General features: G+C 65.4%; 22 protein-coding genes and 1 other RNA gene. 13 read left to right on the forward strand and 10 right to left on the reverse strand.

Going from position 1 to position 19,557, the window contains the following annotated elements:
• Positions 1-16: 16 nt before the first annotated feature.
• The 10 genes from ccmE to ACCQ06_RS09910 all read right to left on the reverse strand — a co-directional run bounded on the left by ccmE (position 17) and on the right by ACCQ06_RS09910 (position 7,636).
• The gene (gene ccmE / locus ACCQ06_RS09865; protein WP_316692078.1) at positions 17-487 is read right to left on the reverse strand and encodes a cytochrome c maturation protein CcmE; all 471 of its coding nucleotides are present in this window, start codon (positions 485-487) and stop codon (positions 17-19) included.
• Entirely contained in the window at positions 484-690 is a 207-nt protein-coding gene (gene ccmD / locus ACCQ06_RS09870) for a heme exporter protein CcmD (protein WP_115527573.1), read from the reverse strand. Before ccmD ends, ccmE begins: the two co-directional genes overlap by 4 nt.
• Positions 687-1,445: a heme ABC transporter permease gene (locus tag ACCQ06_RS09875; RefSeq protein ID WP_228325416.1), complete on the reverse strand. Its 759-nt coding sequence runs from the start codon at positions 1,443-1,445 to the stop codon at positions 687-689. The genes ccmD and ACCQ06_RS09875 overlap by 4 nt, the downstream gene beginning before the upstream one ends.
• A gap of 10 nt (positions 1,446-1,455) precedes the next feature.
• The gene (locus tag ACCQ06_RS09880; protein ID WP_104616204.1) at positions 1,456-2,751 is read right to left on the reverse strand and encodes a S8 family serine peptidase; all 1,296 of its coding nucleotides are present in this window, start codon (positions 2,749-2,751) and stop codon (positions 1,456-1,458) included.
• Complete coding sequence (locus ACCQ06_RS09885) at positions 2,748-3,398, reverse strand: zf-HC2 domain-containing protein (RefSeq protein WP_170068650.1); 651 nt, start codon at positions 3,396-3,398, stop codon at positions 2,748-2,750. The genes ACCQ06_RS09880 and ACCQ06_RS09885 overlap by 4 nt, the downstream gene beginning before the upstream one ends.
• Positions 3,395-3,988 carry a sigma-70 family RNA polymerase sigma factor gene (locus ACCQ06_RS09890; protein ID WP_211287703.1) on the reverse strand — a complete coding sequence of 198 codons (594 nt, stop codon included), beginning with the start codon at positions 3,986-3,988 and terminating at the stop codon, positions 3,395-3,397. The genes ACCQ06_RS09885 and ACCQ06_RS09890 overlap by 4 nt, the downstream gene beginning before the upstream one ends.
• 51 nt (positions 3,989-4,039) lie before the next feature.
• Positions 4,040-4,681 (reverse strand): hypothetical protein, encoded by a 642-nt coding sequence (locus ACCQ06_RS09895; protein ID WP_228325415.1) that lies wholly within the window; start codon positions 4,679-4,681, stop codon positions 4,040-4,042.
• A gap of 504 nt (positions 4,682-5,185) precedes the next feature.
• Entirely contained in the window at positions 5,186-5,575 is a 390-nt protein-coding gene (locus ACCQ06_RS09900; protein ID WP_104616200.1) for a c-type cytochrome, read from the reverse strand.
• A 22-nt stretch (positions 5,576-5,597) separates the two neighbouring features.
• The gene (locus tag ACCQ06_RS09905) at positions 5,598-6,944 is read right to left on the reverse strand and encodes a cytochrome C (RefSeq protein WP_228325414.1); all 1,347 of its coding nucleotides are present in this window, start codon (positions 6,942-6,944) and stop codon (positions 5,598-5,600) included.
• Positions 6,945-7,015: 71 nt separating this feature from the next.
• Complete coding sequence (locus ACCQ06_RS09910; RefSeq protein ID WP_104616221.1) at positions 7,016-7,636, reverse strand: cytochrome b; 621 nt, start codon at positions 7,634-7,636, stop codon at positions 7,016-7,018.
• Between the two features lie 301 nt (positions 7,637-7,937).
• On the opposite strand from ACCQ06_RS09910, the gene ACCQ06_RS09915 reads away from it, so the two are divergent.
• From ACCQ06_RS09915 to ACCQ06_RS09975, 13 genes are all read left to right on the forward strand, one after another.
• On the forward strand, positions 7,938-8,375 hold the full coding sequence (locus ACCQ06_RS09915) for a sugar 3,4-ketoisomerase (protein ID WP_104616198.1): 438 nt from the start codon (positions 7,938-7,940) through the stop codon (positions 8,373-8,375).
• Complete coding sequence (locus ACCQ06_RS09920; RefSeq protein ID WP_316692086.1) at positions 8,372-9,043, forward strand: acetyltransferase; 672 nt, start codon at positions 8,372-8,374, stop codon at positions 9,041-9,043. Before ACCQ06_RS09915 ends, ACCQ06_RS09920 begins: the two co-directional genes overlap by 4 nt.
• 4 nt (positions 9,044-9,047) lie before the next feature.
• Positions 9,048-10,001 (forward strand): glycoside hydrolase family protein, encoded by a 954-nt coding sequence (locus tag ACCQ06_RS09925; RefSeq protein WP_104616196.1) that lies wholly within the window; start codon positions 9,048-9,050, stop codon positions 9,999-10,001.
• Complete coding sequence (locus ACCQ06_RS09930; protein ID WP_104616195.1) at positions 9,988-10,920, forward strand: GNAT family N-acetyltransferase; 933 nt, start codon at positions 9,988-9,990, stop codon at positions 10,918-10,920. Before ACCQ06_RS09925 ends, ACCQ06_RS09930 begins: the two co-directional genes overlap by 14 nt.
• Positions 10,920-12,032 carry a DegT/DnrJ/EryC1/StrS family aminotransferase gene (locus ACCQ06_RS09935; RefSeq protein WP_316692545.1) on the forward strand — a complete coding sequence of 371 codons (1,113 nt, stop codon included), beginning with the start codon at positions 10,920-10,922 and terminating at the stop codon, positions 12,030-12,032. Before ACCQ06_RS09930 ends, ACCQ06_RS09935 begins: the two co-directional genes overlap by 1 nt.
• Positions 12,029-13,282, forward strand: coding sequence for an O-antigen translocase (locus ACCQ06_RS09940; protein WP_316692088.1), 1,254 nt, complete (start codon positions 12,029-12,031; stop codon positions 13,280-13,282). The genes ACCQ06_RS09935 and ACCQ06_RS09940 overlap by 4 nt, the downstream gene beginning before the upstream one ends.
• Complete coding sequence (locus ACCQ06_RS09945; protein WP_316692089.1) at positions 13,279-14,229, forward strand: glycosyltransferase; 951 nt, start codon at positions 13,279-13,281, stop codon at positions 14,227-14,229. Before ACCQ06_RS09940 ends, ACCQ06_RS09945 begins: the two co-directional genes overlap by 4 nt.
• Positions 14,226-15,359 (forward strand): hypothetical protein, encoded by a 1,134-nt coding sequence (locus tag ACCQ06_RS09950; RefSeq protein WP_316692090.1) that lies wholly within the window; start codon positions 14,226-14,228, stop codon positions 15,357-15,359. The genes ACCQ06_RS09945 and ACCQ06_RS09950 overlap by 4 nt, the downstream gene beginning before the upstream one ends.
• Positions 15,360-15,398: 39 nt before the next feature.
• Positions 15,399-16,241: a Wzz/FepE/Etk N-terminal domain-containing protein gene (locus tag ACCQ06_RS09955; protein ID WP_104616191.1), complete on the forward strand. Its 843-nt coding sequence runs from the start codon at positions 15,399-15,401 to the stop codon at positions 16,239-16,241.
• A 54-nt stretch (positions 16,242-16,295) separates the two neighbouring features.
• A non-coding RNA gene (locus ACCQ06_RS09960) (sX9 sRNA) lies at positions 16,296-16,372 on the forward strand.
• A 303-nt stretch (positions 16,373-16,675) separates the two neighbouring features.
• Positions 16,676-17,518 carry a class I SAM-dependent methyltransferase gene (locus tag ACCQ06_RS09965; protein WP_316692092.1) on the forward strand — a complete coding sequence of 281 codons (843 nt, stop codon included), beginning with the start codon at positions 16,676-16,678 and terminating at the stop codon, positions 17,516-17,518.
• Positions 17,519-18,748 (forward strand): amidohydrolase family protein, encoded by a 1,230-nt coding sequence (locus ACCQ06_RS09970; RefSeq protein ID WP_228325407.1) that lies wholly within the window; start codon positions 17,519-17,521, stop codon positions 18,746-18,748.
• On the forward strand, positions 18,745-19,443 hold the full coding sequence (locus tag ACCQ06_RS09975; RefSeq protein WP_316692094.1) for a class I SAM-dependent methyltransferase: 699 nt from the start codon (positions 18,745-18,747) through the stop codon (positions 19,441-19,443). Before ACCQ06_RS09970 ends, ACCQ06_RS09975 begins: the two co-directional genes overlap by 4 nt.
• Positions 19,444-19,557 lie beyond the last annotated feature (114 nt).

A 19,557-nucleotide genomic window follows, 5' to 3' on the forward strand; every position in this document is an offset into this window, starting at 1 on the left:
CGCAGCCAACGCCGCCTCAACGCGGCGCGGCCAGCGGCACGGCGGTGGCGGGGATGGGCTTGCCGACATGGCCTTCGGCCATCGCGTCCTTGAGTTCTTTCGGCATGTAGGTTTCGTCGTGCTTGGCCAGCACTTCGTTGGCGACAAAGCGTTCGCCCTGCATGCGCCCGTTGGCGATCACCGATTGGTTGTCGCGGAACAGGTCCGGCAGGATGCCGGTGTATTCGACCTGGGTGGCCGCATGTTTATCGATGACGGTGAAGCTGACTTTCAGCGAGTCGCTGGCGCGCTGGATCGAGCCGGCCTTGACCATGCCGCCGAGACGAAACTGTTGATAGCTGGCCGCGTCGCCGGCGTGCACCTGGCTGGGGGTGAACAGGTAGCTCATGTTCCGCTGCAGCGCCAGCACGATCAGCGTCACCGCGAGCGCGGCGGCGGCGATGACGCCAAGCACCAGCCACAGACGTTGTTTGCGCGTGGCATTCATGGCGCATCGCGCTCCAGCGTTGGCGCCGGTTGATCGCGCGCACGACGCGGGGTTTGCCGCTGCAACTGGCCACGCAGTTCGCGCGGCAGGCGTCGGCGTCGCAACCACGGCGCTGCCAGGTCGGCCAGCAGCACCAGCACGAACAACGCATACGACGTCCACACGTATTGGCCGTAGCCGCCCATCGCCAAAAACGTATTCATGCGGTGCGCTCCGTCAATACGATGCGGCGTGCCCAGTCCTTGCCGCTTTCCAGCGCCAGCAGCTCCACACGCACGCGGCCGAACAGGCTGGCGACGTAGTAGCACTTGGTGGCCAGCATCATCGTCAGCAACGGCCACAGCATGTCCGCGCCCATCTTTGAGGGGCCGAGCAGGCGCACGGTGGAGCCTTGATGCAGCGTGTTCCACCACACCACCGAGTAATGCACGATGGGCAGATTCACCAGGCCGACCAGCGCAAGCAGGCCGGCGGCACGCATCGCCTGACGACGGTCTTCCACCGCGTGGTACAGGCCCAGCACGCCCAGATACAGAAACAGCAGCAGCAACTCCGAGGTCAGCCGCGCGTCCCAGGTCCACCAGGTGCCCCACATCGGCTTGCCCCACAGCGAGCCGGTGCACAAGGTGATGAAAGTGAAGGCTGCACCGATTGGTGCCGATGCCATGGTCACCACTTCGGCCAGCTTGATCCGCCACACCAGCGCGATAAACGCCGACACGCCCATCGCTGCGTAGATGAAAAGACTCATCCAGGCGCTGGGCACGTGGATGAAGATGATGCGGTAGGCATCGTGCTGCTGATAATCCGGCGGCGCCAGCACCAGTCCGCCGTAAGCGGCCAACGCGCCGAGCAGCAAGGCCAGGCCCAGCGCCCACGGACGCACGCGTCCGGCGAAGCGGTAGAACGTCGGCGGCGAGCTGAGTTTATGCAGCCACAAGGGAATCCACTTGGCCATGCCGGTGTCGTCAGTTGGAATGTTTGGAAGGCGACAGCGCATCGACGGCGGCGCCGGCATTGACCTGCAGCTGGCCGTCGGAGACCTTGCTGGTGCGCTGCAACAGGTCGCGTAGCGCAGTGGCGTCCATCGACGGCGACAGCGACAACAGCAGCGCGGCCATGCCGCTGACATGCGCGGTGGCCATCGACGAGCCGGAAGTGAAGTCGTAGCGCCCGTTCGGCTGGGTGGTCAGGATGTCCTTGCCGGGTGCGCTCAGCACGCCGGGCATGGCCGCGCTGGCGCTGCTGCTGCGAACCACCAGCACGCCGGGCACATCGTTGGGAAAGCCGTCCAGCCGCCCGTTCGGCGGCATTGCCGCGACCACGATGCGGCCCTGCTGCACCAGATGGGTAAGCATCTTGCTCAGCAGCGGGTCGGCCGGGCCGCCCAGACTCAGGTTGACCACGCGCGCGGAGCTGTTGTTGATCGCCGCCAGCGCCTTGGCCAGGGTGAAGGTGTTGCAGCGTGCGGTGGCGCCCACCGTGGGCGCATACCAGCACGCCTTGTAGACGCTCAACATGGCCTTGGGCGCCATGCCGACGATGCCTTGATGGTTGTTGCTGCCGGCGGCAATGATCCCGGCCACTTCGGTGCCGTGCGAATCGCTGCTGGTCATGCCCGGTTTGTCGTCGACCAGGTCGTGCACGTCGCGGATGCGCGATTTCAGATCGGGGTGGTTGGTGTCCACGCCGGTATCGACCACCGCCACCACCACACCGCGGCCCTGGGTGATGGCCTGCGCGCTGGCGGCATCGGTATCGATGAAGCCGCGTTGCATGTCCACGTACGGGTCATTGTAGCCGGACAACGGCGTGGTTTTTTCCGCCGCATCGGCCGAAAACACCGAGAAATCCTGCACCGGCTGCACCAGCTCCACGCCTTCGTCGTCGGCCAGCGCGGTAACCAGCTCATCGCGCGATACGCCCGGTGGCGGCTGTAGCACCGCGCAATACAGGCCCAGCGAGGTGATCGGCCAGCCGGACACTTCGCGCAGCTTGTAACGCTGCTTGATGGCTTCCATGCGCACGGCGGCCTTCTGGCCGGCGCCGTAATAGCTGGAGGCGTAGCCGATCAGGCTGGAGCCGGCGCGGGCCGGCGGTGCGCTGAGCGGGTTGGCCACCGCCAGCAGGATGTCGCGGCTGCTGTCGGGCGTGTGCGCATCGGCAGGCGCAGGCACGGCGCCGGCGTCCTGCGCCTGCGCGTTGCCATGCAGGCCCAGTCCGGTCAGCGCGAGGAGCATGCCGATGGCGAGAAAACGGCTCATGGTGCGGAGACGATCTCGGCCAGCCGGATGCCTGGATTGGCGCGCAGCTGCTGCACGGTCCGCTGCGGCTGGGCCGGCGGCTGCGGCGCGGCAGGCACCACGGTATAAGCGCCCATGTCGTTGGGCCCACCGATCACCTGCAGTTGCTGTGCATGCAGCAGGCGGTCCCAGTCTGCCACGGTCATGCTGGCGTCCGGCACCACGCGGATGGCGCCTTGCGGCACCGGCAGCGCGGTGGCGCTGCTGAGCGTGCGGTAGTCGTGCGACGGTGCCGGCGAGGCGAGCTTGACGCCCATGACACCCAGGCCGATGGCCTGCACCAGCGCAGCGGCGGCCAGCGCACGCACGGTCCAGCTACCGGAGCGTCGTGCGGCAGGCGCCGGTGCAGTGCGGACCTCGGGCGCATCCAGGCGGCCGAGCAGGCGTTGCAGGCCGGCGTTGGCGTCCAGCTTGACTGCGCACGGCAGCGCCAGCGCCTGTCGCAGGCGATTTTGCTGAGCGAACTCGGCGCTGCACGAGGTGCATTTGGCCACGTGCGCGATCAGCCAGGCGTTTTCTTCTTCGGTGGCGCTGTCCAGCAGGACGGCCGGCATCAGTTCCCAGGCGTGCGAGCATTCCTTGCCAGGCGCGATGAAAAACGTCTTCATTGCAGGGTCTCCGTATAAGGCGTGTTGCCGGCCAGGCCGGGCAGCACATTGCGTAATTTGACCCGCGCATGAAACAGCCGGGCTTTGATCGTGCCCACCGGGCACTGCATGATTTCGGCGACTTCTTCCAGCTTGTGGCCGACGCCGTAGACCAGTTCGATCACCAGGCGCTGATCCGGCGACAGCCGTTCCATGCCTTTGTCCAGCCAGTCGCGCAGCTCGCGGTCGTCGTTGTCGTCGGTGCTGGGGGCGTGGTCTTCCACCACGGCGGTGTCGTCGATGGCTTCGCCGTCGTGCTGGCGCAGGCATTTGAGCCCGCAGCGGTAGGCGATGCCCATGATCCAGGTCGACACCTGCGAGTCGCCGCGGAAGTCGCCAGCCTTTTGCCAGGCGATCCAGAAGCAGTCGTTGATGGCTTCTTCGATGATGTCCGGGCGGCGCGTCAGGCGCGACAAGAATCGGCACAGGCGGCCGTGGTAGCTGTGGTACATGCTCGCCAGGGCGTCGCGATCGCCCGCAGCCATGCGGCGCAACAGCATGCGGTCGGTGGCGTCGCCAAGGGTATCGGAGTCATTCATCGAAGCAGACATGGCGTAAGACACCCTTGGGTGCCCCCAGACGGAGAAAAGGTTGCGTTTGGATCAGAAACTGCGGGAGACCATGCCCACCCACTGCAGTGCACCGGGGCCGTTCTGCGCGCGCGGGGTATTGCTGCTGGTCAGCACCCGGTCCAGCTTCACTGCCCATGCCGCGCGGCTCCACTTCAGGCCCAGTTGCCCATACCGATAGCGGCCGGAACTGGCAGCGCCGTAGGTCATCGCCGGAAAGTCCGAGATGCCGGCGCCGGCCGACAGGCTGAAATCCCCGGTCAGCGGCACGTTGGCGGTGACGTCGACCACCTTGTTCCAGGGCGAGCGTTGCGCGCGCGGGAAATTGAAGGTGGACAGCGAGAAAGTGAGCGTGTCGCGGTAGGACCAGGCCAGGCTGGCTTCCTGGCGGTCGAAAGTGCGCGACTGGCGGTCGGCCGGATAGGCGTAATACAGCAGGCTGGCCTGCATCTGCCAGCGATCGCCCAGCATCCAGCCACGCGCGCCCTGCAACGTGAGCGCCACCGGTTTGCTGAAAGAAGGCGACTGCAGCGCCGCGGAGGCCGACATCGACCAGCCGGGCGCGGGCAGCCAATAGCCGGCCGCCTGCAAGGTGACGCGGTTGGGGGCGATGGAGATGCCGCGGTCGATCAGGGTGGACGCCACCGCCACTGCGCCGCCGACGTTGTCTGCCATTGCGGGCCCGCAGGGGCTCACGACCAGCGCGAGCAGCAACGCGCGAGGTATCTCCAGGCGGCGGCGATGCTGTCTTGCAACGCCGCACGCCGGCCATGACTGCCCGTCGCAGACGGCATGGCGTCGCGGTCGGGAAGGTGGCTGCTGGGCGGACGAAGCGTTCAACAAGGGCGGGGCATGAACCGATGCGGTGCGCGATAGTGACCCATCACGCTGGGCGAGACCGCCCTGTGTGTGGCGGTTCCGTCCGTATACGCGAAGGGCTCGTGTCAGGCAACGCGGGTCCGTGCACCTTTGCAGGTGCAGCGGTGACCCGGATGCAGGCCGCGGACACTGCGGCCGGCGGGCTGTACCGGGCTTGAAGCGTTTTTCACAATGGCATGCGTTTCGTTCAGGCCCGTGCGAGCGATACCGCAAGCCGGCACGTCCGTCGGGCCCGCACCGGGCCCGCTCGCCCCCTGCCTGCTGGCCCGTCCGGTGCTACCGGAGCGGGCCGGCCTGTCGTCAACGCAGGGTGCTGAGATAAGCGATCAGCGCGTCGAGTTCCTTGTCGTCTTCGAGCCCTTCGTACTTCATCTTCGTATTCGGAAACGTGGCCTTGGAATTCTTTTTGAGGAAGTCCTTGAGGCTGGCGGTATCCCAGGTGCCCTTGCCCGGCTTGAGATCGGCCGAGTAGCCGCTGAAGTCCGCCACGCTTCCGGCGGGACGGTTGACGATGCCGAACAGGGACGGGCCTTTCTTGTTCTTGCCTTGCGTGGCGCTGTGGCACTCGGCGCATTCGCTGATGAACACGCTCTTGCCATCGGCGGCGCGTGCCGAGCCGGGCAGCAGTGCGCCGGCCAGCAGCAAGCCGGCCAGCGGCGCGCATAACAGGGTGGTGTGGAATGACTTCATTGGGGTCCTTACGCGTGGGGAATCAGAACGTCAGATTGACCGACATGGTGAAGCTGTCCAGATCGCGCGGGTTGGTGATCGGCGGGCCGCGGAACACGTTGGACGTGCTGCCGTTGAACTTGTCGAACCGGAACCAGCCGGCCGACAGGCGCAGGTTGGCGATCGTGGTGTAGGTGCCTTCCTTGCCGAACGGGGTCCAGTACAGAAGGATCAGGTTGCTGGTGGTGTCCGGAATGCCCACTGGCGAGTAACGCGCGGCATCGAACGAGCCGGTGTTGATCATGTGCGCGGCCAGTACGCCGTAGGTCTGCTTGAACGCGTAGTTCATGCTGATGGTCTGATCGCGCACGTTGCCGCGTTCCAGCGCGGGCATGGTCGGGTCGGCCGACATCAGCGGGCTGCCGTACTTGCGGCGCTCGTAGATGTTGACGTAGGCCAGCGACATCACGTGCTCGCGGGTGCCCAGGAACTGATAGGTCAGGTCGTAGCCGAAGTCGGTGAGGTCGTCGCTGGGCCCGTTGCGCGGACGCTGGCGGCGCGTGTTGAGCGCCGTCAGGCCGACCGAGAAGAACTGCCGCTTCATGTCCTTCATATAGGCAAGCCGCGCATAGCTGGTGTCGCTGAGCTTGCCCGGGTCGCCGTTGATCGGCCAGCCGAGGCGATCCTGCGCAGACGGCGACAACGCGCTGTAGCTGCCGACTTCGCCGTACCAGTTGCGGTCGTACAGCCCGTACACGCTGGCGCCGATGACGCGGTTGGACAGCGACGAAGAGCTGAGCATGGTGGATGCGCCGCCGTTGGAGGCCGGCGTCAGGGTGGAGGCATTGGGCAACACATGGATCGGGTCGGAGATGCCCGGATTGTTGTTGACGCTGACGCCGATCATGGTGTCCTTGCCGGCCATCTGGAACGGCTTGCTGACAAAGCGCAGATCCACATCGTCCAGGCGCGTATCGAAGGTGGCGTTGCCGCTGTTGTTGGAGCGGATCTTGGAGTAGCCACCGATGTTGTCGTTGACGCGGCCGGCCAGATACAGATCGGCCTGGGTCAGGCGTGCGGTGCTGTCGCCGCGGCTGGGATTGCTGCGCGCCCAGGTGAGCTGGCCGGACACCGGAATCTTGGTGCCTTCGCCATTGGTATCGGTGAAGCCGCCCAGCTTGAAGCGCATGCCGTAGGGCGTAAGCGACGGACCGTAGGCACCGATATGGCAATCCGCGCACGAAGAACCGGTCTGGCGGGCGAACGCGGGAATCGCCTGCGCTTGCGTACTGGCCAGCAGCAGCAAGGGGCCGGACACGCACAACAAGGACGTCAGGGAGGCGGTGCGCGATGCGTGGGCGCGGCGCGAAGCAGGCTGGGAAATAGGCATGGAAAGTCCTTGTTCGACGGTGCGGGGTTCAACGGAGAGAGAGCGGGCCAGGGCGAGGCAGGTGCGGCGACTCATGCGCGCTTGCCTGGCAACACGCGGTACAGCAGGCCATCGCGCAGCACCAGGTGGTGCCACAGCGCGGCGCCGATATGCAGGATCACCAAGGCCAGCAGCGCCCAGGCGGCATTCAAATGCCATACGCCCAGGGTGTCGCCCAGATCGGGGTCTGCCTCGATGAGATTCGGCAGCGCCAGTCCGAACAGATAGACCGTCTTGCCGAACGCGTTGCTCAGCGACCAACCGATCAAGGGCAACGCAAGCATCAGCCCGTACATCGCCAGATGGGTGCCGCCTGCGGCCAGGCGCGTGATCAACGATGCGGGCGGGCCGGGCGGCAGTTTGCGCAGCCGTAGCCGCAGGCCGACGCGCAACACGAACAGCAGCAACACCATCAGGCCGAAGTGGCGGTGGCCTTCCAGCAGCCATTGACGCAATGCGCGCCCATCGAGCTCGGCGCGCAACAGAATCAAACTCGCGGCCATCACCAGGCACAGCACGGTGAGCCAGTGCAGCACCCGCATCGCTTTGGGCAAGGGCGTGACGCGTGCCGCTGGCGCGGCCTGTGTCGAGGATGGCAGCGTTGTGGCGCTGCCGGTGGCTGCCGTGTCGGGCGCCTGGGGGGATGGATGCATCTGGTTGGTGTCCTCACCGGTGGTGGTCGTTGGTTCCGGCAGTGCGTGTTGCGCTGCCAGGCCTGGCTCCCCACGCCGGCCGGAACTGCGGCCAGGTGAACGTGCACCAATATGTGCAGTGCCGCCGGTGAAAGGTTGCATCGCCACAACGAATTTTTATCGTGCCGGAGCACATTTCGATGCGCGATTGCGCATATGCGCACCTGGCTTCGCGGTGCCGTGACCCGGCGCAACCTTTCGCGCATCCCGACGCACTCAGGCATGTCGCACTACGTGCAGTCAGCGGTTACGCCCCGGAACCATGGCCTTCGAACCCATCCAGTTGCATACCCACGGCGACGATCGCGGCCTGCTCATTTCGTTGGAGCAGGAGCGCAATGTCCCGTTCGAAATACGCCGCGTGTACTACCTGTTCGGCACCCGTAGCGGCGTACACCGTGGCCAGCACGCGCACCGCCGGCTCAATCAGCTTGCGGTGGCCCTGCATGGCTCGGTGACGATCCTGCTGGATGAAGGCAAGGGCGATGGCCCGACCGAAGTGACCTTGAACGATCCCTCGCAAGGCCTGCTGCTGGGCCGCATGGTCTGGCGCGATCTGCACCATTTCAGCCCAGACTGCGTGCTGATGGTGCTGGCCGACCAGTTCTACGACCCGGGCGATTACATCCTGGATTACGACGAATTTCTGGGCGAAGTGCGTGGGGAACATCGCCTGGATGCATGCAGGTTGGAAGCATGAGCCTGCGCAAACCCTTGGTGATCGTCGGTGCGGGCGAGTTTGCGCAGATCGCCTGCGAATACTTCCAGTACGACAGCGACTACGACGTGGTCGCCTTCAGCGTGGAGCGCGATTTCCTGCTGCGGCCCACCCTGGCCGAGTTGCCGGTGGTGGCTTACGAGGAACTTGAGCAGCGTTATCCGCCCGATCGGTTCGCGGTGTTCGTTGCGATTCCGGCAACCCAATTGAACCGCTTGCGTATGCGCTTCTACGAAGACGTGGTGCGCCGTGGTTACCGCTGCGCCACGTATGTGAGCTCGCGTGCGTTTGTCTGGCGCAATGCGCAGATCGGTGACAACAGTTTCATCTTCGAAGGCAATGTCGTCCAGCCGTTTACCAGCATCGGCAACAACTGCATCCTGTGGAGCGGCAACCATATCGGGCACCGCACCGTGGTGCAGGACCACGTGTTCATCGCCTCGCACGCGGTGATTTCCGGTTATTGCGAGATCGGCAGCGGCAGCTTCGTCGGCGTCAACGCCACCTTGAGCGACAAGGTGCGTGTTGCCGCGGACAACATCATCGGTGCCGGTGCACTGGTGACGCGGCATACCGAGGCCGGGCGTGTGTACGTCGGTTCGCCGGCGCGCGCGGTGGCCGGAAGGTCCAGCTTCGACGTGGAGCTCTGAGGCCATGTTTACCTGGACCAAGCGTGGGTTGGTCTTCGATGTCGCGCGCGATGGCGTGGGCGGCTGGATGCAGCATGCGGCGCTGACGCCGACGCCGTACCGGCTGTCCGCGCAGGTGTTGCGCGTGTATGCCGGTTTTCGCGACAGCCAGGGCGTGAGCCGGATCGGCTATGTGGATGTGCGCGCCGATGCGCCGACGCAGATCGTTGGTGTGAGCAAGGTGCCGGTGCTGGACATCGGGCGCGATGGCTGCTTCGACGATAACGGCATGATCCTGGGCGACGTGGTCGCCGGCCCCGACGGCTTGTACATGTTCTATGTGGGCTTCCAGCTGGTGGCCAAGGCGAAGTTTCTGGCATTCACTGGCCTGGCGATCTCGCGCGATGGCGGCGAGACGTTTCAGCGTCGTCAGGAAACGCCGCTGCTGGACCGCGCCCCGGGCCGTAGCACCATTGCAGCGGTGCATTCGGCACGCTACGAAGATGGGCGCTGGCGGCTGTGGTACGCGGTGGGCGACGATTGGGAGACCATCGGCGGTCAGCCGTATCCGCGTTACCACATCCGCTATGTGGAGACCGACGACCTGCGCTGCATTCCGGTGGCCGACAGCGTGTGTCTGCTTCCGCGCGATGACGAATACCGCATCGGACGCCCGCGGGTGTACCGGCTGGACGAGCGCTATCTGATGTACTTCACCCGCGGCGACACCCGTGGCGGCTACTTCCCCGGCATCGCGTTCAGCCGCGATGGCGTGCACTGGGAGCGCGAGGATGCTGCGCTGGGCCTGCAGTTGTCCAGCGAGGGTTGGGATGCGCAGACGCTGTGCTACCCCGCATTGATCCAGCAGGGCGAGCGGGTGTTGATGTTCTACAACGGCAACGCGATGGGCCAGGCCGGCTTCGGCCTGGCCGACGCGGCCTTGCCGGTGGAGCTGCAGGGCTGTCATGTATTCGGTTAGGCCTTACGTCGCCAGCGACGCGCTGGCCTGGGATGCGTTGGTGGCGTGCTCGCGCAACGGCAATCTGTTGCATCGGCGCGGCTACATGGACTATCACGCCGACCGTTTCGTGGATGCCTCGTTGCTGGTGGAACGCGGCGGCGAGGTGCTCGCGGTGTTTCCTGCCAGCGTGCAAGGCGATTGCGTCAGCAGCCATGCCGGTCTCACCTACGCCGGCCTGCTGTCGTCGACGGCCATGCGCGCCAGCGGCACCTTGCAGGTGTTCGAGCAGATCGCCGCGCATTACCGCGCAGCCGGCATGCGCGAGATCGTCTACAAGCCGGTGCCGCATGTGTTTCATGCGTATCCGGCCGAAGAAGAGCTGTATGCGCTGCATCGGGTTGGCGCACAGCTGTATCGACGCGATCTGTCGTCGGTGATTGCCTTGCGTCAGCCGTTTGCCTTCAGCGCCGAGCGGCGGCGCTCGATCGCCAAGGCGCGCAAGGCCGGCGTGCACATCCAGACCGGCACCACGCTTGATGCATTCCATGCCTTGCTTGGCGAGGTGTTGCAGCGGCATGGCGTGGCGCCCACCCATCGGCTGGACGAACTGCAGCTGCTGCAGAGCCGGTTTCCACATCACATCGTGCTGCACGAGGCGTGCGCTGATGGGCAGCTGCTGGCCGCCGCGCTGGTGTACGACTTTGGCCGCAGCGTGCATACCCAGTATCTGGCGGTGTCCGAACGCGGGCGCCAGCTGGATGCGCTGAGCCTGCTGCTGGCCGAGTTGATCACCCAGGTGTATGCGGCGCGCGACTACTTCAGTTTCGGCATTTCCACCGAACACGGCGGGCAGGTGCTCAACGAGGGTTTGGTCGAACAAAAGGAGCGCTTCGGCGCACGTGCGGTTGTGCAGGATTTCTATCGATGGACCTTGTAATGGATGTGCCGTTCCTGGATTTGCGTGCGGTCAACGCACGTTACGCGGATGAACTCAAGGCCGCCGCCGCGCGGGTGATCGATGCCGGCTGGTATGTGCTCGGCCAGGAACTGGCTGCATTCGAGGAAGAGTTCGCCGGTTACTGCGGTGCGGCGCATGCGGTCGGCGTGGGCAATGGGCTGGACGCGTTGTCGCTGATCTTGCGCGGTTACCGCGAACTGGGCGTGCTGCGCGAGGGCGATGAGATCATCGTGCCGGCCAATACCTTCATCGCCACATTTCTGGCGATCAGCCAGAACCATCTGGTGCTGGTGCCGGTGGAGCCGGACCCGGTCACCTTCAATATGGACACGGCCAGTGTGGAAAAGGCGATCGGGCCACGCACCCGCGCCATCATGGCGGTGCATCTGTACGGTCAGCTTGCCGACATGGCGGCGCTGCAGACGCTGGCGCATCGCTACGGGTTACTGCTGATCGAAGATGCAGCGCAAGCGCATGGTGCAACCGTGCAGGGCAAGCGCGCAGGTGCTTTCGGCGATGCCGCCGCGTTCAGTTTCTTTCCCACGAAAAATCTTGGTGCGCTGGGCGATGGCGGCGCAGTCGTGACTTCCGATACGCGATTGGCCGAGCGTATCCGCGCGCTGCGCAACTACGGCTCGGAGGTGAAGTACCAGCATCTTTATCAGGGCGTGAACTCGCGCCTGGACGAGCTGCAGGCCGCCTTGTTACGCGTCAAGCTGGGTTATCTGGATGAAGAGATCGCATTGCGGCGCGCGGTGGCGCGGCGTTACCTGCAAGGCATCGACAACCCCTTGATCGTCTTGCCGACAGTGGTCTCAGACGAACAGCATGTCTGGCATCTGTTCGTGGTGCGCAGCCCGCAGCGCGATGCCTTGCAGGCGCATCTGTTGCGGCATGGCATCCACGCCCAGATTCATTACCCGGTGCCGCCGCATCGGCAGCCGGCCTACGCAACGCTCGGTGATGCCTGTTTGCCGGTGAGCGAACGCCTGCACGCCGAAGTGCTGAGTCTGCCGATGGGCCCCGCGCTGGATGCAGCGTCGGTGGAACGCGTGATCGCCGCCTGCCAGTCGTTCGGCGCCGGCGCATGAATCTGGTGCGCAGCAGCGCCTACACCGGCGTCGCGACGCTGGCGAAGTTGCTCGCTGCGCTGGTGGTGGTCAAGTTGGTCGCCGTCTACGCGGGGCCGCAGGGCGTTGGGCGACTCGGCCAGTTTCTCAATGTGATGGCGGTGCTAGCGGTGTTGGCGGGTGGTGGCATCAGCGCCGGTATCGTCAAATACGTCGCCGAGTACCGCGACGACCCGCCGGCGCAGGCGCGCTTGCTCAGCGCGGCGTTGTGGTACGCGTTCTGTGCGTCCTGCGTGCTGGCGGTGCTGGCGGTGGCGTTCAGCGGGTTGCTTGCCGAGCGGCTGTTGGGCGATGCCAGCTATCAACCGCTGATTTGCGTGCTGGCAGTCGCGCAGTTGGGCATCGCGCTGGTCAATTACATTCTTGCAGTGATCAACGGTTTCATGGATGTGCGCCGCCTGGCCATCGTGCAGGTGAGCGGCGCATTAATCAGCGTTGCGCTGGTGGCATGGCTGTCCAGCATGGCGCAGCTGCAGGGGGCATTGCTCGCACTGGTGCTGGGGCAGGTGGTGTGGCTGTTGGCGGGGGTGCCGGCGCTGCGGCGCAGCCCGTATTTTCGGCGCGAGATGTTGCGCCCGCGCTTCGATGCCGTCATGACGCGTCGGTTGGCGGCCTTCTCGGTGATGACGCTCACCTCCACCTTGGTGCCGCAGCTGGTAATCATTCTGGTGCGCGACCATCTGGTTGCCCGGTTCGGGTGGGAGCAGGTGGGCTACTGGCAGGCGGTGAGCCGGGTGTCGGATGCCTATCTGCTGTTTTTCACCACCGCCATCAATGTGTATTACCTGCCCAAGCTGGCCTCGTTGGATGCGCGTGCCGCATTGGGGCGCGAGCTGCGCGCTGCGTATCGTTACGTGATGCCGGCGGTGATCGCGATGGCGTTGGGTGTGTATGTGTGCCGCGATTGGGTGACCTGGCTATTGTTCGACCCGCAGTTTGCTGCGGCCAGAGCGTTGTACGGCCCGCAGCTGGTGGGCGATGTGGTCAAGATCGCCGCCTTCGTGTTGTCGTATGTGATGTTGGCCAAGGCCATGACGCGCCTGTTCGTGGTGTCCGAGTGCGTGTTTGCCGCCAGCTATCTGGGGTTGGTGTACCTGTTTACCGGGCACTTCGGGCTGATCGGTGCGATGTACGCCTTTGTCGCCAACTACGTGCTGTATCTGCTGTTCAATATCGTGGTGGTGCGGCGCTATCTGGTGCAGTTGGCATGAACGATCTTACGCAACCGGCAGGGCGCGCGCGCTGGCCGTTGGTGTCGGTGCTGATCCCCGCGTTCAACCATGAGCGCTTCGTCCAGCGTTGCCTGGACAGCGTGCTGGAGGACCCGTACCCGAGCAAGGAAATCGTCATCATCGACGATGGCTCCAGCGATGCCACCGGCGAGAAAATCGCGCAGTGGATCGCTACCCACGGGCATCGGCTACCGGTGCAGTTCGTGCAGCGGGCCAATCGCGGCGTTGCGGCCACGCTCAACGAGCTGGCCTTGCGCGCGAACGGCGAGTTTCTTCGCCTGGGGGCCAGCGACGATTATCTATTGCCCGGCGGGCTGGATGCGCAGGTGCGCTATCTACGCGCGCATCCGCAGAAGCTTGCGGTGATCGGCGATGCCTGCGTGGTCGATCAGCATGGAAAACAGCTGCATGACAGTGCGATGCGCGATCTGCATGGGGTGGATGTCGCTCTGTATCGCTCCGAGCAAGGCATCCGCCGCGCGGTGATCCGCCAATGGGCCGTCAGTGGTGCCGTCGCCTTGTTGCGGCGCGGCGCCTTCGATGCGCGCAGTGGCTGGGACGAAGCGCTACGTATCGAAGACTGGGATTTTTTCCTGCGCCTGGCTGCGCGCAACGCGCTGGGGTTCATCGATATGCAGGTCTGTGCGTATCGGTTGCACGGCAATAACCTCAGCAAGACGACGAACGTGCCGGCACGCATCGCCAATCTGAGCGAGTCGCGACAGGTGGCATTGCGCTGCGCGGCGTTGTTCGATGAACCCGATCGCACGCTGCTGCACGCGCAGTCGCGCTACATCGCCGCCAAGGTGGCGTTCCTGCAGCGCCGGCCTCATGCGGTGATCGCTCACCTGCTGGCCTATGCGTGGTTGTCGCTGCCGGCCGCATGGCGGCCCAAGCCCGCGCGCAATGCGACGGAGCCGGCGTGAGCATGTTGCTGCGACGGCCTGCGACCTACCTGGCCTTGCCGATGCTGCTCAGCTGCGCGTTGACGCTGCTGACCTATACGCTGCCGGACGGCTACCTCGACGGCATCGTGTTGCTGGCGATCGCTGCGGCGGCGACCTTCGCCCTCGATGCTGCGCTGCGCACCCGCTTGCCCGCGGTGGAAGCGTTTCGCCACTATCGCTACGCCGGCACCCGCGATGCGTTTGTGGCGATGACGCTGGCAGCGGTGGTCACGGTGTTCTGCATTGTCGACGTGGTGGTGTTTCCGATTCCGTTGTTCAGCGATCCATCGTCGTACGCCACCTTGAGCCCGCTGCGCTCGCACGTGCGGCATCTCTCCAACATGTGCTGGATCCTGCCGCCGATCGCGTTGCTGTGCGTGCGCCATCGCGGTCTGCGCGCGGCGATGGTGACGTTTGGGTTTGTGTTCCCGATTGTGGTGATCGACCGCAATCGTATCTTTGCCGGCCTGTTCTCGTTCGTGCTGGTGATGTTGCTGCGGCGTGATCCAGCGCGCCCGTTGCCGTGGAAAACGATCGGGGTGCTGGCGCTTGCGGGTGGCGGCGTGTTTTCGGTACTCGGTGCCTTGCGTTCCGGCTCGCTGGCAACCGTGGCACTGCCATTCAGCGCGTTCTACCGTGCCATGCCGCAAGGCGTGCAATGGCTGCTGCTGTACATCAGCGCCGGGCCTTACAACTTTGGCGCCATCCTCGCCAAGGGGTACGAAAACGCCAGTTTTCTGGTCAACCAGCTGGTGCCGTTCAGCGGGTCGATCGCCACCGCCGGCACCAGCATTCCGCTGGATGCGCCCAACATCAATGTGGGCACCGAGTTCTTTCCGTTCCTGATGGCCTGGGGCGCGCCGGGGGCGTTGCTGGCGCTATTGGCGCTGTATGCCGGCCTGGTGTGGAGCGTGCGCCGGCTCAATGGCTCGCTCTCGATTTTTCATGTGCTGATCTTCCTGCGCATCGCCTACGCCTGCCTGATGTCGCCATTCGCGCCTCAGGCATTCACCTGGACCAACCTCGGCTTCATTGCGCTCTGCCTGGTGCTGCACGCCTGCACCGTGTTGTTGCCCAGCCGCCATGCAGCACACCCGTCTGTCGCGTAAGCGCGGCAACCCACTGTCACGTTTCAGAGCCTGCGTACCATGAATCAACACGACGAAATCTACCTGATCGACCTGTGGCGCATCCTGCGGCGCGAGTGGCGCTGGGCGCTGGCTGCGGGGGTGCTGGTGCTCGGCATGACGTTCGCCTTCCTGCGGGTGGCGACGCCGCAGTGGGAAGCCACCGCCTGGATCCAGGTGGGCGAAATCGGACCCACGCCTGCCGGTCGCGACCCAAAGGTCGAGCCGTTCCAGCGGGTGATCGATCGCATGAAGACGCGGCTGTTTCAGGACGCGGTGCTGCACCAGGCCGGGGTGCCGCTCAAAAGCCGTGCCGCGCAGCTGTATCGCGGCAGCCTGAAGCCGGATCCGGACCCGTACGCCAATCTCATCGGTGTGACCATTCGCGCCGAATCCGCGCAGCAGGCGCGCAGCCTGGCGATGGCCACCGTCACCGCATTGCAGAGCCTGCATGGCGACACCAATACCGCCGCGCTCGCGCTTGCACGTACGCGCCTACAGGGGCTGGACGAGGATCTGCGCGTTGCTACGCTCACTCGCGAGCAGCTGCAAACGCAACTGCAATCCGGCTCTGTAGCAAGCCCTGCGCAGGTGCTGGCCGGGGTGTTGCTGACCGACAACACCACCGCCATCCGTGCGATCAAGAGCGAGCGCGACGATCTGATCGCGCGGCTGACCGCGCGTTACACCTATCAAACCTCGTTGGCGTGGCCTTTGTATGTGCCCGAGCAGCGGGCATTTCCCAATGCGCTGATGATCTGGGCGGTCGGTCTGCTCGGTGGCGCGGGGTTGGGCGTGCTGGTGGCGGTGCTGCGCAATGCCTGGCGTCGCCGTCGGGTTGAAGGCGCTCGTGCCATTGCGTGAGAGCTGACAAACGCGACTGCGCGCAACGCCATGCGGGCGCTGGCGCTGCGCGGCATGTGCAACGCGGCCGCTCCGGCGTTGACTGCGCCGTGCACATCCACCTGACGACTGCGCGCTAGGTTCTGTTAGCCGCTCCATGATCAGCAGGGCGTCGCTGTTCACTGTGCTTGCGTCAGAAGTGAAAGGCCGACCCTTGACTGCGCCGTTGGCACGCGCACGCGCGGCACGTCGTGATTGACACGCGCAGCGCTGCCGGCGGCGTTTTGTCGCCGCCGAATCTGCAGCCAATCATTCCTGGCACTCCGCGCGCGCGGCCCGACTGCAACCAAACCGGCTGGTGCTGGCACTCACGGGTCTATCAAGCGATACCGCGTTGGCGGTGCCGCGTCTGGAGAGTGTCGTGAAATCAGCAGGACGGGTGGGGGAGGCGATGCATGTCAGTGGTCAGTGAGCATGCCGCGCGCGGCGGAACAGTCGCGCCGGAGCAGTTGCTGGAAACGCAACGCGCGTTCGACAGCGTCGCCCCCGATTACGATGGCCCACGCGGCAACAATGCGCTGATCCAGCGTATGCGTACCACGTTGTGGGACACAGTGGCCGCAGAGTTGCCGGTCGGCTCGCGATTAGTGGATCTGGGCTGCGGCACCGGCCTGGATGCGGGCGAGTTCGCGCGTCGCGGCTACAGCGTGCTGGCCACCGACTGGTCGCCGGCCATGATCGAGCGCACCCGCCATCGCGCCGTCACGCAGGGGCTGGAAGAACGCCTGGCAGCCGCACATGTCGGCATCCAGCAGCTTGATCAGCTGGAAGGCACCTTCGACGGCATGTACTCCAATTTCGGCCCGCTCAATTGCGCGCCGGATCTGCCGGCGGTGGCCGCCGAATGCGCGCGACTGCTGCGCGCCGATGGTTGCCTGGTGTTTTCGGTGATCGGGCGCATCTGCCCGTGGGAAATCGGCCATTACACCTTGCGCGGGCGCTTCAAGCGCGCCGCGGTGCGTGCGGCCAAGGGCGCAACCGCGGTGGGCATGAACGGCCACACCATCTGGACCTGGTACCACCTGCCGCGCGAGTTCTATCGCGCGTTCGAAAAGCACTTCGTGCTGGACAGCTACCGTGCCCTCAGCCTGTTCCTGCCGCCCCCGTATCTGGTCGATTTTTGCGAGCGCCATCCGCGCGTCTCCGAGCGCCTTGGCCGGCTGGACGACCGTTTCGGCGGATTGCCGCTATTGCGCGACATGGGCGATCACTTCCTGATCGTAATGCGCAAGCGCTGAGTGGAGATGCCGATGTCCATGGCCGATGTCTGTCTGCAGGGCGCGCGATCGATCACGCTCGCGGGCCCGTCGCGCGCAGCGGTGAACCTGCGCGCGGGCCGCTTCGGCGGCACGCTGGGCACCGGCACCTTGCGTCTGGATCTGCAGGGGCATGTGCTGGCGCCGGGCCTGATCAACGCGCACGAGCACTTGCAGGTGAACTGCGTGCCGCCGCTGCCGCAGGGCGCGCCATTCGCCAACAGTTATGCATGGATCGAGGCGTTTCAGGCGCACTTTCAACATCCGTCCGTGGCTGCCGCATTGCGCGTGCCCAAGGCGGTGCGTTTGCGCCATGGCGGGCTGAAGAATCTGCTCGCCGGCGTGACCTGCGTGGCGCAGCACGACCCATGGCACGCCACGCTGGATGAGGCCGATTTTCCGGTCGGCGTGCTCCACGAATTCGGCTGGAGTTATGCATTGGGGTGGACCGGCTACGGCCCGCCGGTGCAGGGCAGCTTTGCGGCAACGTCGGCGGCGCACCCGTGGATGATCCATCTGGCCGAAGGCACCGACGCGGTGGCGCGGGCTGAACTCGATGATCTGGATCGGCTCGGTTGCCTGGCGTCCAACACGGTGCTGATTCACGGCGTTGGCATGGGCGAGCAGGATATCGAGCGGGTGATCGCGCGTGGCGCGGCGGTGGTGTGGTGCCCGTCGAGCAATCTGGCGCTGCTCGGGCGCACGCTCGATCCATGGCGGTTGTGCATGGCCGGGCGGCTTGCGCTGGGCAGTGACTCACGCGTCAGTGGCGCACGCGATCTGCTCGAAGAACTGCGTATTGCTGCCAGCAGCGGGCTGGCGCCGGACTTGCTATTGGGTCTGGCCACCGACCAATCCGCACGCATTTTGCGCATGGCTACGCGCGGGCGCATCGCGCCGGGCGCTGCTGCGGATCTGGTGATCGTGCGCGACCGCGGCGGCGAACCCGCCAGCAGCGTGATCGGCTGCGAACGCAGCGACTTGCGCGCGGTGATCCGCGATGGCAAACCACGCATCGCCGATCCGGACTTTGCACCGTGGTTCGACGCCGCCGGCATCCGGACCGTTCCGGTGGTGCTGGATGGATGCCCCAAGTTGCTGGACGCCAGCTTGGCGGACCCGGCCGTGCTGGCGCTCGAACCCGGCTTGCAACGTGTGCAGGACCTGCAGCAAGCGTCGAGCGCAATGGCAGCGATGGGCGTCGCGTCGTGAGCGCGGTTCCGGTGCTCGAGCCTGACGCGGCGTATGCGTTGTGGGCCCAGGCGTATCCGCCGCACGCGCATAACCCGGTGATGCAGGCCGAAGAGCGCGCAATGCTTGGCTTGATGCCCGCCACCTTGCAGAACCAGCATGTGGTGGATGCCGGCTGCGGTAGCGGCCGCTACATGCTGCATGCGTTACGCCGTGGCGCACGCCATGTCACTGGTGTCGATCTGTCGCCGCAGATGCTCGCGCGCGCCCAAACCGAACTGTCGCAGCATTGGCCAGCTGCGCGGGTGCAGTTGCAGCAGGGCAGCCTGGACCAGCTGCCGCTTGCCGATGCGGTTGCCGACCTCAGCGTGTGCGGCCTGGTGGTCGGGCACCTGCAACGGCTGTTGCCGGCGCTGGAAGAATTGCATCGCGTCACCCGCATCGGCGGCATCGTGTTGTGCAGCGACGTGCATCCGATTGGCCATGCATTGGGCTGGCGCCGCGACTTCAAGGCCGATGGCCGGCACTATGCGGTGCGCCATACCCAGCATCTGTACAGCCATTGGCATTGCGCATGCACGGCATTGGGCTTTGCGATCGAAGCGGTGGCCGAGCCGATGCTGGACCCGGCCGATATTCCTGCCGGCGCGCATTTCGACCAGACGGCGCTGCAGGTGCCGGTGGCGCTGGTGCTGCGGCTGCGGCGTCTGGCGTGAGCATCGCGCTGACACGTTGCCCCCGCAATCCATGCGGCGCAGGCAATCGGCATGACCTGGCGTCGTCTTGCGTTCAGCGTGATTGCGCCGCCCATGCACACCCTGCCAAGCCAT

Source organism: Xanthomonas sp. NCPPB 4467 (assembly GCF_041475665.2).
Lineage (GTDB): Bacteria > Pseudomonadota > Gammaproteobacteria > Xanthomonadales > Xanthomonadaceae > Xanthomonas > Xanthomonas dyei.